We start from the raw sequence: 13,767 nt of genomic DNA on the forward strand, positions 1-13,767 counted from the left end.
ACTCAAATGAAATTTGATTTGAAATCTTCACCCCGCCATATTCAACGCCTGACGAATATAGCCAGCGTGATAAGCGGTATAAGTGGTCTTAATGTTGTAATAGACAATAAGGTACATACACCTTATTTCAACAGCGAAAAGAACGTTTGTGTATTACCTAATGGTGATTATAGCGATGAGAAATTCGTCAAGCTAATTGAAGGGTTTATATGTCATGAAGCTGGACACGGTCGCTATACAGAACATGAAGTATACCGTGAAGCTTTTGTTGGGGAACTGATTAATGCAGATGGCTTCATCAGTATAGATGATAAGCTGAACGCTGAATTTCAAACCCTTAAACAAAAGAAAATCGCATATGCCCGGGCTTACCGTCTACATGGACTTATTAATCTCTTTGATGATGTCCAGATGGAAGAGAAAACGGGTATTAACTATCAGGAGGCAAAAAAGCGCCTCGCGGTAAGTTATGCCTTGATGGTTGAAGCTGGGCGAATGACGGTTGATGTTTCTTCAAGCCCTCAAAACCCTGTTCAGTTTATTGAAATGTTCCTGCTTAATACATTGCGGGTTAACGTTCTCCAGCAAGAAGGGCATAAAGAAACGCTTGATCCATTTTTCGATTATGCAAAGAAAATCCTTGAGCCTGTAATTTTAGAAGTTGATGAGATTATTCATCAGGCTCTAAGTTGCAAAAGTACGCAAAATTGCGATTCTCTGGCGCGTAAAACCTTGGCTCTTTTAGAGCGTTTACGGGATGAAGCCAAAGAGAAACAGCAAGAAGAGGATCAGAATAAAGACCCGCAAAACGACACAGACAATTCATCTGGCTCTGAGAATGAACCTGATTCCGAAACCAATGGTGACAACCAGGGTGAAGGGGATGGAGATTCCGAAGAGCAAGACGATGATGCTGGTAATGGTAAAGCACCTATGGAAGATAATGAGCCGTCAGAGCAATCTAAAGGGGATGAAGAAAGTGCTGAGAGCGGTAACGGTGAACCTGATGGAGAGCCCGAAACCGATGAATCGGCTAACCCTGACTCGTATGATGCTGACGGAACTCCTTCCCAAATCGACAGTTCCAATGGAAATCCTTCCGATGGGGAAAGTAACTTTTCTCCTGAGCAGTGGAGTATCCTTGCCAAATTGCTGGATGATTTTCTTAACAGCGATGAGGAAAGTGAAGATTTTCATGAGGCTCTTGCAAATGAAATCTCCGTAATTGCTGCCAGTGTGTCGGATGAGGTTAAAGCTGAATTTGGTGCAAATGAGTGGGATCTTCCAGATTTGCTTATTGATCTGAATGTCTACAATGAAGCATTAAATATCAGTCAGACTCTTGGGGCAGACTTATCTGTTTTACAGCAGGTAAAAATGCGTGGTCAATTTAAAACCCGTGATAGAGGCTTGTCATTCGACATTAATCGATTGATCCAGTCTCCGATGGGTGTGAGGGATGTATTCCGGTCGCAAAGCGAATCTAAAAACCGGGGCCACGTCGGCTTGGTTATTGTTCGTGATATTTCAGGTTCTATGATTCTGGATCACCGTTATATCCACGCAATTAAGACTGACCTTGCATTAACTTTGGCGATTGAAGCTAATTCAAAAATGCACGTTGCTAATGTGATTTATCCGTTTGTCGACAAAGACTTTGAAGTTATCAAAATGTTTGATGAAAACGCGGAAGAGACGCTTTCAAAATTTTCACTCGGCTGTAAAGGGAATAATACCCCAACGGGTTCCGCCTTAATGGCTGCTGTAGAATTGTTACTTGAAAGCCAGTTTGACAGGAAAATTGTTTTCCTTATTACTGATGGTTATCCGACAGAGTCTGATTACACCATTAGTGATGTTCTTACGGTAGCTGAAAGTAACGGTATTGAAATCGCTGGTGTAGGCATTAAAACTGATGAGTTAATTGGTTTTGATGAGGGCACCTTCGTAAATGTTGATGATATTTCTTTACTGCCGAATGTGGTCAGTAAATTAGTACATCAAATTCTATCTAATTAACTCTACCCAATCGGGGCAAAATGACGCCCGGTTGGGTCGTTTTGCTCCCTGAAGGATTAAGGAGCAATATATGACTCAGATAAAGACTTACCGTGTCGAGTATGAAAAAGTCGGGATGATGCATCGTGTCCGTATTTTTGGTCGCATGGGTGAAGTTGTCAAAAGTGAATTGCCAAAAGAAGTAATTCTCCGGGATGTATCTATACCGGAGGGTAATGTAAAAATGGCAACATCAATGGTTGATGGTTTTATCCAGCGTCTTGAAAATAATGGCTTCAAGTCTGAAGCGTAATTGTTAAGGGCCATTATGGCCCTTATTCTTAGATTCTGCGTTGTGGGTTTCTCCCTGTTTTCTGCATCGCAGAGGGCATTGAGAAACCCACAATGCCAGATAAGAGAGAACAAAATGACTTATGCATCACCGGCTGTTAAGCGTACACCACATGAAGTATCTGAGCACTTTATTAAAATGGTTCACGCTCGTGTTGCGGAAGCCTCTGGCTGGCGCTATGTATTCGATAGAATACCGGCATTTAAAGATGCTTGTGATAAAGCACCTAGCCAGGTTCCTTGCCCCTTCACCGGGGACGGGAAATCAAAGTTCCGTTTCCGAAAAAAAGACCTCTATACCGGTTGTGCTATTCACAATGATTTCCCTGTGAATGCATTTTGTGACGGTATTGATGTGCTGGCAGAGTATTACAAGTTGAGCAAAACCCAGACTTGTAAGAAGATCTTGACTGATTTCTTTGGTATGGATCTGTACGCTCCGTTAACTGATGCGGATCTCGAAAGTGAACGGCGTTATAAATCAACAGTTCGTGCAACCGAAACGCTTGATAGCGATGAAGTTGAAAAACGGCTGCGTAAACTTGAAGTGTTATATCACTATACAGGTGAAATCAAGCCAGGGAGTCCTGTGGGCATGTATCTCCGAAATCGTGGTCTTAAACGAATTCTGAGTAATCTGCCTAAGGATCTTGGTCTGAACAACCGACTTTACTATATGGATAAGTCACTAGAGAAACCGTCAACTTACCCGGGAATGATCGCAATTTATCGTGATACACGGGGACGTCCTCTGACAATCCATAGAACGTTCGTAGAGAAAAATGGTGATAAGGCTCGGGTAGAGAATCCGAAACTGATGATGAAACCGCCTGCCGATATGACCGGCGGCTCAATTCAGCTGTACGACCCACACTACAACTCAGGTACCCGTACCTGGACGTTAGGTGTGGCTGAAGGCATAGAAAACGCGCTGTCAGTAACTGAAGCGACTTCAACACCGTGTTGGGCTGCGAGCTCTGCCTGGTGTCTTGAAAACGTTGAAGTGCCGGATAGTCTACTGCCTCCTCCGGATGTGAAAGAAATACAGTTTTACGTCTGGGCGGATAAGGATGTTGTGAATTCAAGAGGCGCTTGCCCGGGTATGGAGTCAGCAATACGACTTCAGGCCCGAATGGAAGAGTTTTTTGCAAAGCGATATCCCACTTCAGAGCTGACAATTAAAGTCTTTGAACCAGATTTCGATATTCCTGAAGGGACGAAAGGAATCGACTGGAACGAAGTATTGAAATTAACAGGACCTGATGGCTTCCCAGTAAAATGGGCTCCTGAATGTCTTGCTCAGCTTTAAACCCGATAACTCCCCCGCCTTTTTAGGTCGGGGGGGGTTATCTCTTTAGTGTTTAATTTCATAAATACTAAACAGATAATTAGATTTCCTTCGTGAAAATCACCTGTTATTCAGGTTTTTTTTACGGCTGAGATGCTTGCTCAGTTAAATAAATGTGCGGTACATCTGGCTACGGTCGGTTGTATGACGTGGTATATCCATATAACTCAAAACCCCTGACGGGAGTATTACCGTTAGGGTGATGCTCATCGTTTAATATAAGAGAGCATTGTTATGAAAACTGAAAATCAAGACTTATTTAATAAGTTTGCTGCTGTGATTTCATCTCGTATCGTTGAGCAACCATCATCATGCTATTATCTTCATGATAGTGAAGTTGACCTTACGATTTTAAAACACAGCATAATAGATAAGGACAAAAACCTGTTGTATGTAATTCGCCCTTCAGGTACATGTTTGTTACGCTGTGATAAATATTTTTTTCCGAATTACTATCTTACCTGTCGTGGAGATTATAAAGCATTCATTTATGTGCATTTTAATCTTGCTACAGGAAAAGCGGAAGATATCACGTGGCAACAAGCTTTAGAAGTTTTGTCCAAACCGGGAAGGCCCCCATTGAGAGGTTCTCTTGGAAGATTTGATTATTTAAAACTTGTGGTTGATGATCTTCGTACCCGTGGTTATGCCGATTTTCTACCGGCATATAATCTGGATGGACTTCGTCATTTTGCAGTAAAGGATGAGCGACCATCTCTTGTCAGTTATATCGACAATGTCATAGCTCTTTGCGCATAAACATATCACATATTTTAACTACATCCCTGATGGCCAATCCCATCGGGGGGGCCCTCAGCATTTAACCTGGAGGCCTTATGAAATTAGCTACAGATCTTGTCAATGCAGTTCTGATAAAGGATGGTGTTGTACCGGTTTCCATTACTGAGATGCCTGTACAGTCTCTTGTAAATCCTTTGACACAAGTGCATCTCAGCCTGTACCTGAAAACAACGCATTTATCGCGGTTCGTCCCTGACTATGTCGAGACTCTGAAAGATTGTCCGGTATCGTATGATATCGGCCTTGAACTTCAGCAGTGTATCAGCAGTGCTGAATTGCTCTGCGAAGACATGGAATCGCTTGAATTTATCTCTGTATGGATAGAACTCTATACGTGTAATTCAAAGCAACAACGGTTTGAGGAAAGTAACTTTTCTCTTCGTTCCGAAGATATCGAGCTGGCTAAGATGCTAGCTTGTTCCCATGATCTCTTGATTAGCCAGGCTGCTTGTTTCTGGCTTTTATATTTTGATGACTTCATGAGATATGTGCGTAATAGACTCTGTACTTTACTCAGAGAAGTTTTAATACTGATTGCCGGACTGCGGAATGCATTCTTGCACCGTAATGAAGATCAGTTAATTAAGAGAGTGAAGTACGGGAATGAAATGCTGGAGGTAACTCTTAAAGCTATTGCACTATGTTCAATGGACCGGTATCTGAAATCATTTACCTCTTTACGAACAGAAGCGGCAGCTTCGGGTTTTATCAAATGTGTTAAGTCTTATATCAGTACAGGGTGGAGACATGGTTATATAGTCTGTCACTATTATCGAAATGGACAGTCTCTTGGTAAGTCATTACCACTTTTTATAAGTGAGACGTCTGAATACAGTATACAGAAACGAGTAAATCGTCTTATATCTTCCACGATATCAGGGCGAAATAAAGATTTAGGTCTTTCTGATTTCTGATTAACACTACCCATCTGGGGATTACTCCCCTGATGGGCGTAATCCCTTTTTATAACGAGAGGATTACATGAAAATTATCGAGAAAATCATTAATGCATTTCTGATGTCACGCAATCACGCTGTGAAGGTCAGCAATGTTATCTGCTTAACTGGTTGTGACGGTAAATTTACTGGTATACGCTGTGACGCCGATGTTTCATTTGATTTTCTTCATTCGTATGCTAACGCATACAGTTCAATATTTTTAGATATCCCGTTCCCTGGGTTCGAAGACCAGAACATTACGGATTGTGTTAAACGTCAGTTAGATGTAGTGAAAAATAAGCAGAATCGGTCTTTCTTTATTGACCATATTAGATTCCCGGTTACTGTCAAGGAAGGATTCACTCTACAGCGCGGTGGTAGTTACGACGTGACTGATAGTGAATATAACAAGCAACGATTGCTGCATTTAACTCGACATGGACGTTTTGGTGAAGACTATCTCACGTACAAAGAAGGACTGAGTCCCTTCTTTTCATTTGTGAATGTAGAATTACATGAAACTATGAAGGAAGGTATTCGTTTAGCACTTGATGTTTTAAATAAGATAACAACTGACCAACCTGACCGTCTTATAAAGGACTTTAAATATCATGACTGTTACAATAGTTATAATGTTCAAATATTTTGTAAGGGGTTGCCAGTTGATATTCTGGAAACGATGATCGCACCTGACTTTTTGTCATCCGACATGTCTGGTAGTCGTCAGATCATCAAAAATGCACGCCGCTATCTTAAAGGCTTTGCCCACAGTAATCGTGTTTACATGAAGTACGGTTGGCGCTTAGCGGATATCGACACGTCTGATTATGCTAAAGTCATGTCAGATAAAGAAATGCATGCCAGAGATGATCTTAAAATGTTTTGCGGTGTCTTTGTTAAAGAGTGCTTCGCATCCGGAAAAGATGAATACGAAGCCTACCTTCAAGAAAGACAACACGCTATTCGTTACGGGTATTAAAACTTATTTTCAACTTATCTAATCCCTGAGGGAACTCTTCCCTTGGGGAGAATTCCCTCTTAACCGAGGGCAATAAAATGAAAGCTATTTATAAATTAATTGAAGCGATGCTGGTGAAGATGGGTTTTGAAGGTGCTGCGATCCAAAGTGTCAATCTGGAAACCGGAGTCATTCAGAGTCTTGTTGTGAAGGTTGATATTCCAGTCCGGACTTTAAAACCGCATTTAATGCGTTATCTGCGCGACTGGGAGCCTTTATGGGGCCCTGACGTGGATAACCATCCTGTTGCACAATATTGCTCAGGAGCTGCGTTGTTGAAGGCTGGGCCGGTCACTCTTGAAACCTTGCAGTTTGAGGTTTCAGTGTCAGCAGCTCACCTGCGTCTTGTTGATGTTGAGCCAGACTGGCTGAATGAAGGTGTGAACCGTGAAAAACTGGACTATGTCTATTATCGTTCCAGCAATGCAGACAAGGATTTAATCCTTGGTATGGTTGAAAACGGTCACAATTTCATCAGCCATCTTCATGGCCAGTTACGGTCACGCTTATCTCAGGTTCTTCCGCTTATTTTCGCAGTTACAGAAAAGGTTGCGGAAAGTTCAGTTCCACAAGTGTTAACCAGGTTCTTCAGTGTTGACCATCAAATCAATACTCAGATAGTAGTTGAACCGGTACCCGTTTCAGTTGCAGACCAGATAATTTCTGCCAACTGGGATGTGAGTAGTATTTCTGGGGCTGACAAGTTCCTGAACCATGTTAATCGTTACCTGTCGGGTAGGGTGATGAAGCGGCGCATTTACGCTGTTATTGAATCTTGCAACGATGGCCCTTTAACTCTCGACGCGAATCTAGGTTGCTTTACTTCACCTCTTCTCGTCACTGAGTACAAAATGGTTCAATCGCATTCTTCATCGCTGTACAGAAAGGCTATAAATAACTCGCTTAAGCAAATCAATTCGTATGCTCCAGAGCATTCGGATGATCTGCTTTACATGTAATTAATAAATAACCCTAAGGGAAGCTCAATCCCTTTAGGGGATGCTTCCTTTATTCTTTCAAGAGGAAGTAGATATGTTTAATGAAAACGATGATATAAATTTTGTTAGCGCCATGCTTAAAAAACAACTTGGTCTGACAGTAATTCAACAGGATATTAAACTGTTTGATAAGTCTAATTTCTTTGAACAACTCTCATTCAAAGCAGAAGTGGCGACTGATGATTTGTTATTCTATCTTGATTCATATATCGAAGAGTTGATAAAACATAAAGCGCCGTATTCTGAAACCGAAGTTCTCCGGAATAAAATCAAATACCTTTTTAAAGTATATGAAAAGTCTGGGTTTCAGAAAATAACAATTCGTGGTTATCATAATGCGCATAGCACTATGAAATTTTTCGATATAGCAACATCAATATTGGCGGCCTCAGAATCGTTGCCTGAATATGATGAATTTCAGAAAGGTCTCAGAAAGGAAATTTATCAGAATAGAATGAGTGTTGACGGGAAAGTTCTTATTGCCCGGTATGCACTGAAGCAATTTTTCCATTCTGATTTTGGCGACTTTATCTATGAGTTTGAGAAAAAAATAACAGAGTGTCTATTTAATTCTCTTCAGGTTATCAAGTCTGTTAAAAATTCATTTCATAGTTTAGGTCAATATCAATATCACCGTCGTGTAAATCATGAACTGATGTTGCATCTTGAGCTGAACACTGATGAATACCCGGCTTGCATGCCTGATCTTTACATTGGTTTCAATGAGTCTGAAGGCACGACGGGGGCGTATTGCGATGATGAAAAACTCATTCGTCTTTATACCTGCGTAAGTTCCGGACACGATGTGCCGGTTATGATGAACGTTCGTTTCACTGGCAGTGATGGGAGTGTTAAGTGTGAATCCTCGCACGGAACCTTCTCTTCTGTGGGACCTTGTGGCCGAGTACAAATCTGTGACAGAGCAGCGTTGATCCATGAAGCGATTGAAGAGTTTCGGGACGGTGTTTAACCGGTCCTCATTCTCACCTCATCGTAAAAAGTAACTTTGTTCGACTAAATGATTGCGTTCACTTTCCTGTTTAACTGGCAGGATAGAATGATTTAGAAAAACATATTTTTATCCACCCACTGGGGAAGTTGCTCCCCTATGGGGCACTTCCTTTCAATTTTCCTGAGGAAGTGAAAATGACTAATTATACTGATAATCAAAACTACGTTCGTGCAGTACTGGCAGACATTGGCATTGATTTTGATGAGACAGAGATTCATATCAATGTCTCTCACTGCCAGGGCGACGAGGTTTCTTTTTCTTGCAGTATATCAGCCAGTGAATTAAGACAGTCTGTGGACCATTATGCGGAAACGCTTAATGCTACTCAACTGGATGGACTGGATGCTAATACCCTCAAGAAGCGCCTGGTTTACTTCCTTGAGGTCTTCGACCAAGTTTCCGGTCAGTATCTGGATATCTCTGGTAAACACTACGCGACTAGCCGCTTTGAATACGATGATGTCTGTTGTGATATCCTAAGTCTTTCTGCGGATAGCACACAACCTGGTGGCTATGATCGTGAAGAATACAAAAAACTGATGGAAGTTGATGGACAGGTTTTAATCGCCCGTTTTGCACTGGAACAATTCTGGAATACGCATTTTATTGGGCTTATCAACTATGTATCAGATGAAATAACATCCGGTCTTCATGATGCTTATCGCACTTTCAGTGATATAAGCATGGCCGCTTATACATTTAGTGAGTATTCATATTCACGTCGAATTACCGACGAACTGAGTCTGCATATTTCACTTCAAGAGGACGATTTCGACGATCAATTAACCGATTGTTATATGGATGAAACAACGCTGCCGTCCGGCAAAGTAGTTTTACGTCGTAATAATGAATCGATTATTGATATTTATGAAAGTTATGCTGCAAAATCTTACTTTCATATGGTTGCTCATGTTCGAGTCCTTGATCAAGATGGTGAAGTCGTTAATGAACTTTACCAAGGGGTGAATGTATCTGAATTGACTGGTGGCCGGGTTAAAATCCATGACCGTCAGGATCTAATTTATGAAGTATTCTCCACATTACGTAAACTCATCCCCGCTACAGAGGTTAAAGTCTCCGTTGCGGCATGAGTGCTGAAGATAGTTTTATATCTTCAGTTTTTTATACTCCCAAGAAGGCACGGTTATCCGTGCCTTTTTTTATTCCTCAAATCTGTTCTTTAATCCGCTATATTTCAACGTACTCATTGACCGATATGATTAACTGCATTGCTCTCCGGTCACAGCTCTTCATAAACCATCCGTTACCTTCCGCATCAACTCCAATCCAAAATGACACTCTTTCTGCTGCTTCCTTTCCTGCTCCGGTTAGTTTCAATTTTTTGACACGTGTTTCCGTTTCCGGCCGCAATCAGTCTACATGCTGGAGACTGCATAAATAAAATTTACTTACTTTGTTTTAGTTTCGCGAAAATAGGTCTCTTATCCGAAAAATGGAACGATAGAGATTTGTATACTGTTTAAAACAAAGGAGTGACTATGCCTGCCACCATAAGTCTGAGCAATATCCCTGTGAACTCGGTCTTTTCCCACGACCAAAGCCAGTTCTCTTATCGGCATGTTGATTTCAGTATTGAGTTGCTGCTTTCTTCGGGAAGTGACTCACAGCTGGAGTATCTTTTTCTCAAACCGGCAGCTGAAGTAAAGGCCGATCTACAGCGTCGTTTAGGCCGTGGGGAACTCTTTGTGACAACAGACAGTTGCGACAATTTTAGCGAAGTCTATGGCTGTATGGGACACGATTGCTGAGGGCTTTATAAAGGCAGGCGTCCGATTTTATAACAATACGAGACACAAGCACCTAATGATGACTGAATCGTTCTATGACTGGGTTGTGTACTGCATCACGGGCGTAATAATGGCGTCGGCGCTCCTCGAAGGAAAAAGAACCCGTTTCCCGGCTGCATTTTTTTACGGAAGCATTGTGCTTCTGGTTGTTTTGATTGTGGCCGGTGGCCTGAACTGGTGGTTTTACCGGTCAAAATTCGGCTCAGTCGTCGTTATTTTTGCTGCTACAACACTGTTAATGACCCGATTCAGGATGGTCATTTATGCGCTCAGGTTTCGGTCGCTGGTTGCAGGTCTGCAATCACACGTTAACAAGGGGTTCAGGATAATCCTCGTTTTACCCGAAAATGAGGACGAGAAGATCGTATTAATGAGCATGTTGTCTAAAAAAATACCCGCAGGCGCGTTGTTTTATACCCAAACTGCTCTGGGTCCATATTCAGGGGATCTACTGCATGCATTGGGACAAAAGCATCTTATGGGCGAAGGTTACCTGCTTCTCTGTGAGCAACAACTTCCTGCCCGAACCTGGCTAAGCACTGTGGAAAACGGTGAACCAGAGACGTCTCTTGCAGTCAATTTTCATTCGATCCCTGATATGGAGTGATACCCCTATGTACAATACCGATTCACAGACCGTACCAGCTGACACCCTGTGTGAAAGCAGTTCTCAGGTGAAAATTCAGTTAAGTCGAAGTGCCTCCCGGGCGCTGACGACGGCGAAAGAAATTCTTGAAACCCGGGGACTGGAATCTGTATCAACTGAAGATCTCGTTCGGGCATGCCTCGAAGAAAATCATCCTCTCGATCTGGCCAGCATCTATCTTGAGCATCGACTAAAACAGAAGGGGACCAGCATCTGCGAATTTTAGCGTTTTGCAACCTATTGGGGAAAATCCGGAATGTGTTTAAATAGCTGTAAATAAAGCAATCTACAGGTAAATCATGAAAAGCAATCTTCATCCTTTTGGAGCGTCTGGCACGAAACGAGTACTCAAAACGGACATTGCGTTGTCGCTGCTCTGTTGGATGTTTACCAGTCCCTTTAGCAACTGGACCGAAAAATATTTTACCGGCACAGAGGTGCCTGAAGCACCGATGCCCGAGTTGGGTCAGGCACCTGAGGCTATCTTTCGATTTGTGCTTAATGATGATGGTTTTGATGTTGGTTATGACGCTGTGGGTATGGATCTCTGCTGTTTCTCTATCCCACTATCTGCAATGCCAACAGTAAATCTCGACGAAGAAGAGACGTTATCCAGGCTGACTGGCGAAATGATCCACGGCGTACTGCTTTCTCTGCCTGAGTACCTTGAGATGCCAGACAGGCTTGTCTATCAGCTAAATGATGAGGTAATGGCGTTCAATTCACACTGTGGCAACGGAATTCTCCATGGATGGACGTCAGCGCAAGAGCTGTGGCGAAACGAGATCTTGCCACGCACACCTATTTTGATGCAGCACACCTCAGTCATTCACTGAGTTCCGGGGGCTCTGGATGAAAAAGCGACTTTACCTGTTGGAATGGAAACTTTGTGAGACACGAGCCTGGTTAGGATGGATGGTTTTTTGGTTGATCATCAGTTTTATGCTGTTATCTGCGATGTTGATGACAGGGCATTTGCTAAACAAGTTTGTCCTAGCGCCCGTCTGGCTGTTTATCTGGTGCTCTCCCTGGTTATGCTTCTTGTTGAAGGTACGCGTGACCGAGATTGATAAAGGGCTGGTGAATACCCTTCAGCTCGGAGGTTTACCGGTTTGTCGGTGGAGCCGTCCTGTAGTTCCCGGCATTTGGTCTGTTGATCGAATGAACGGCCGCTACAGGCTGAACCGTATTGGCACGGATGGCCTAACGGTACATTATCCGTGGCGCTTGCATTATCAGCCTTTGTTCCTGACTCCGGATAACCAGATTTCTGATATTAACGGGGGTAAACATGAATGAAAAATATGACGCTGTAGTGAGTGCAGCTACCTCCTGTCTGTTGTATGTCCGTGAAAACGGAAGGTCAGGCCTCGGGGAATGCCCGGTGGCGTATTCGAATGAACTCATCAACAGATGGCTTAGTTCGGCTGAACGTCGTAATTTGCATTCTCGTCAGTGTTTGCGTTCGATCCGAACCATTCTGAAGCAAGCCAGAAAGTGTCGTCAGCCTGATTTTAAGAGCGTGATGCATTTGCTGGTGGAAGGTAATGGCGTTATCCCGGATGTTACAGTATCGGATTTGGGTAATGTGCAGAGTATACGAAATGAACTTATTGGACTGGGCTGGTGGGTGAAGTTCGGTGTACCGCTGGACTGGCAGCGTATCAATCTGCAACACAGGCCTGTCAGTTTTGGCCTTTTGTCCGACCTTAATCGTTGTTTCAGGCATGACGGCCAGCAGGCTGAACCTCTGCCCCTTTATACAACAGGCAATTCCGATGAACTGCGGAAGGTGTTGGAAAAGTACAGCTACCGGCTGCGTATCGCATCTTCAGAAGTGGTTGAGGATGTAACGGTGTTGCGCTGTTTTATTGAAACCGGAGTGATGAATGTCCAGTGAAAATTTACCTTTCTACCGTGATCGGATTCTGGAGCGAATTGAACAGCTCAGAGCCTTTCTGAATAACCATCAGCCGGTGATGGCGGAACTGATGACTGTGGGGGCCGTCACGCGCCACGAAGAGCGGCTGAAAGAGGTTACCCCAATTGAGGTGAGTACTATTTCTGATGCCTCTGTAGATGACATTATCCGTGTATTTCAGGATTTTTGTATCGATGACATCGATGTACTCAGCAGGAATTCAACGAAAGTAACGACCAAATATCCGGGGCTGATTATTGTTCCTGAGGGTGCCGAACTGCTGAGCAGAATTATTCGCGATATCAACGACGCCAAAACTGACTTTGCCTCAGCTATGAAAAGGGTAAATGATCAGAAACACATCCGCTTTGAGGAAGTTCACCGTAAACTTCCCGGCCTTGTGACAGTGGCGTCTACTCGCAAAATTATGTTTGTGGAGGCACGGCTTAAAAAAGTTACTTTTTGCTGGCGACTAAACCGGAACCAGGTAAAAACCAACGCCAGTGAGCTCATCGCGATGCTGGATAAGCGTCGTACGGCAGCGGTCAAATCGCCAGCGACCACTGACCTGACAGTGGTTGCGAACATCGATAGGGCGAAGGCATTACTTGAAAGAAAGGTCCTACAAGACGGGGATGCGTTACGTCTTTGTCGGACCAATACCTTCCCGGTTCCGATCGCGCATCTGTTCTCATACCGTCCTGAAGGCACGGAGCGTGGAAGTAGCAAATACGCCGAGACGGATTACAAGGTGGTGAAAGCCTCACTGCCCATTTTCGCTGTTGGACAAAAGCCAGCATTTAAAGGTCTTCAGAACTGGGTGCCTGCGTCGGATGACGCACCGTCAAATGCACGAAGGATCAACCATAGCTACACGGAGCTTGTACCCGGTGCGGATCTTGGCATTTTCATTATGAGTAAGGTCTGA

The 13,767-nt window shown here is 43.3% G+C and carries 16 protein-coding genes; all 16 read left to right on the forward strand.

Annotated features, from left to right (window positions below; genetic code table 11):
- The first annotated feature begins 6 nt into the window (after positions 1-6).
- A complete protein-coding gene (locus tag ACQG1K_RS22790; RefSeq protein WP_134390574.1) occupies positions 7-2,019 on the forward strand; it encodes a VWA domain-containing protein in 2,013 nt (670 codons plus the stop codon).
- Between the two features lie 70 nt (positions 2,020-2,089).
- On the forward strand, positions 2,090-2,311 hold the full coding sequence (locus ACQG1K_RS22795) for a hypothetical protein (RefSeq protein ID WP_015063134.1): 222 nt from the start codon (positions 2,090-2,092) through the stop codon (positions 2,309-2,311).
- Between the two features lie 114 nt (positions 2,312-2,425).
- Complete coding sequence (locus ACQG1K_RS22800; RefSeq protein WP_032610499.1) at positions 2,426-3,658, forward strand: DUF7146 domain-containing protein; 1,233 nt, start codon at positions 2,426-2,428, stop codon at positions 3,656-3,658.
- Between the two features lie 273 nt (positions 3,659-3,931).
- A complete protein-coding gene (locus ACQG1K_RS22805; protein WP_022652175.1) occupies positions 3,932-4,456 on the forward strand; it encodes a hypothetical protein in 525 nt (174 codons plus the stop codon).
- Positions 4,457-4,533: 77 nt separating this feature from the next.
- Positions 4,534-5,412, forward strand: a complete 879-nt coding sequence (locus ACQG1K_RS22810) for a hypothetical protein (protein WP_015063137.1) — start codon at positions 4,534-4,536, stop codon at positions 5,410-5,412.
- A 67-nt stretch (positions 5,413-5,479) separates the two neighbouring features.
- Positions 5,480-6,415, forward strand: coding sequence for a hypothetical protein (locus ACQG1K_RS22815; RefSeq protein ID WP_015063138.1), 936 nt, complete (start codon positions 5,480-5,482; stop codon positions 6,413-6,415).
- Between the two features lie 77 nt (positions 6,416-6,492).
- Positions 6,493-7,413: a hypothetical protein gene (locus ACQG1K_RS22820; protein ID WP_022652176.1), complete on the forward strand. Its 921-nt coding sequence runs from the start codon at positions 6,493-6,495 to the stop codon at positions 7,411-7,413.
- Positions 7,414-7,486: 73 nt separating this feature from the next.
- On the forward strand, positions 7,487-8,422 hold the full coding sequence (locus ACQG1K_RS22825) for a hypothetical protein (protein WP_022652177.1): 936 nt from the start codon (positions 7,487-7,489) through the stop codon (positions 8,420-8,422).
- A gap of 176 nt (positions 8,423-8,598) precedes the next feature.
- Entirely contained in the window at positions 8,599-9,555 is a 957-nt protein-coding gene (locus tag ACQG1K_RS22830; RefSeq protein WP_022652178.1) for a hypothetical protein, read from the forward strand.
- 408 nt (positions 9,556-9,963) lie between these two features.
- Complete coding sequence (locus ACQG1K_RS22835; protein ID WP_015063142.1) at positions 9,964-10,233, forward strand: hypothetical protein; 270 nt, start codon at positions 9,964-9,966, stop codon at positions 10,231-10,233.
- Positions 10,234-10,342: 109 nt separating this feature from the next.
- On the forward strand, positions 10,343-10,879 hold the full coding sequence (locus ACQG1K_RS22840) for a hypothetical protein (protein ID WP_223203164.1): 537 nt from the start codon (positions 10,343-10,345) through the stop codon (positions 10,877-10,879).
- Between the two features lie 7 nt (positions 10,880-10,886).
- Complete coding sequence (locus tag ACQG1K_RS22845; protein ID WP_015063144.1) at positions 10,887-11,144, forward strand: hypothetical protein; 258 nt, start codon at positions 10,887-10,889, stop codon at positions 11,142-11,144.
- Between the two features lie 73 nt (positions 11,145-11,217).
- Positions 11,218-11,754, forward strand: coding sequence for a hypothetical protein (locus ACQG1K_RS22850; protein ID WP_015063145.1), 537 nt, complete (start codon positions 11,218-11,220; stop codon positions 11,752-11,754).
- A gap of 16 nt (positions 11,755-11,770) precedes the next feature.
- The gene (locus tag ACQG1K_RS22855; protein WP_015063146.1) at positions 11,771-12,217 is read left to right on the forward strand and encodes a hypothetical protein; all 447 of its coding nucleotides are present in this window, start codon (positions 11,771-11,773) and stop codon (positions 12,215-12,217) included.
- Positions 12,210-12,818, forward strand: coding sequence for a hypothetical protein (locus ACQG1K_RS22860; RefSeq protein WP_015063147.1), 609 nt, complete (start codon positions 12,210-12,212; stop codon positions 12,816-12,818). Before ACQG1K_RS22855 ends, ACQG1K_RS22860 begins: the two co-directional genes overlap by 8 nt.
- Entirely contained in the window at positions 12,808-13,767 is a 960-nt protein-coding gene (locus ACQG1K_RS22865) for a DNA replication terminus site-binding protein (RefSeq protein WP_022652180.1), read from the forward strand. The genes ACQG1K_RS22860 and ACQG1K_RS22865 overlap by 11 nt, the downstream gene beginning before the upstream one ends.

Origin of the sequence: Enterobacter cloacae complex sp. 402C9 (assembly GCF_050030745.1) — a bacterium.
In the GTDB taxonomy this organism is placed as follows: Bacteria; Pseudomonadota; Gammaproteobacteria; order Enterobacterales; family Enterobacteriaceae; genus Enterobacter; species Enterobacter intestinihominis.

What these genes read in the sequence shown, in the direction of transcription:
- ACQG1K_RS22810 (WP_015063137.1), top strand. Translation starts at nt 4,534, where the DNA reads ATGAAATTAGCTACAGATCTTGTCAATGCAGTTCTGATAAAGGATGGT.
- ACQG1K_RS22805 (WP_022652175.1), top strand. Translation starts at nt 3,932, where the DNA reads ATGAAAACTGAAAATCAAGACTTATTTAATAAGTTTGCTGCTGTGATT.
- ACQG1K_RS22845 (WP_015063144.1), top strand. Translation starts at nt 10,887, where the DNA reads ATGTACAATACCGATTCACAGACCGTACCAGCTGACACCCTGTGTGAA.
- ACQG1K_RS22815 (WP_015063138.1), top strand. Translation starts at nt 5,480, where the DNA reads ATGAAAATTATCGAGAAAATCATTAATGCATTTCTGATGTCACGCAAT.
- ACQG1K_RS22850 (WP_015063145.1), top strand. Translation starts at nt 11,218, where the DNA reads ATGAAAAGCAATCTTCATCCTTTTGGAGCGTCTGGCACGAAACGAGTA.
- ACQG1K_RS22790 (WP_134390574.1), top strand. Translation starts at nt 7, where the DNA reads ATGAAATTTGATTTGAAATCTTCACCCCGCCATATTCAACGCCTGACG.
- ACQG1K_RS22835 (WP_015063142.1), top strand. Translation starts at nt 9,964, where the DNA reads ATGCCTGCCACCATAAGTCTGAGCAATATCCCTGTGAACTCGGTCTTT.
- ACQG1K_RS22840 (WP_223203164.1), top strand. Translation starts at nt 10,343, where the DNA reads ATGGCGTCGGCGCTCCTCGAAGGAAAAAGAACCCGTTTCCCGGCTGCA.
- ACQG1K_RS22860 (WP_015063147.1), top strand. Translation starts at nt 12,210, where the DNA reads ATGAATGAAAAATATGACGCTGTAGTGAGTGCAGCTACCTCCTGTCTG.
- ACQG1K_RS22800 (WP_032610499.1), top strand. Translation starts at nt 2,426, where the DNA reads ATGACTTATGCATCACCGGCTGTTAAGCGTACACCACATGAAGTATCT.
- ACQG1K_RS22825 (WP_022652177.1), top strand. Translation starts at nt 7,487, where the DNA reads ATGTTTAATGAAAACGATGATATAAATTTTGTTAGCGCCATGCTTAAA.
- ACQG1K_RS22795 (WP_015063134.1), top strand. Translation starts at nt 2,090, where the DNA reads ATGACTCAGATAAAGACTTACCGTGTCGAGTATGAAAAAGTCGGGATG.
- ACQG1K_RS22855 (WP_015063146.1), top strand. Translation starts at nt 11,771, where the DNA reads ATGAAAAAGCGACTTTACCTGTTGGAATGGAAACTTTGTGAGACACGA.
- ACQG1K_RS22820 (WP_022652176.1), top strand. Translation starts at nt 6,493, where the DNA reads ATGAAAGCTATTTATAAATTAATTGAAGCGATGCTGGTGAAGATGGGT.
- ACQG1K_RS22865 (WP_022652180.1), top strand. Translation starts at nt 12,808, where the DNA reads ATGTCCAGTGAAAATTTACCTTTCTACCGTGATCGGATTCTGGAGCGA.
- ACQG1K_RS22830 (WP_022652178.1), top strand. Translation starts at nt 8,599, where the DNA reads ATGACTAATTATACTGATAATCAAAACTACGTTCGTGCAGTACTGGCA.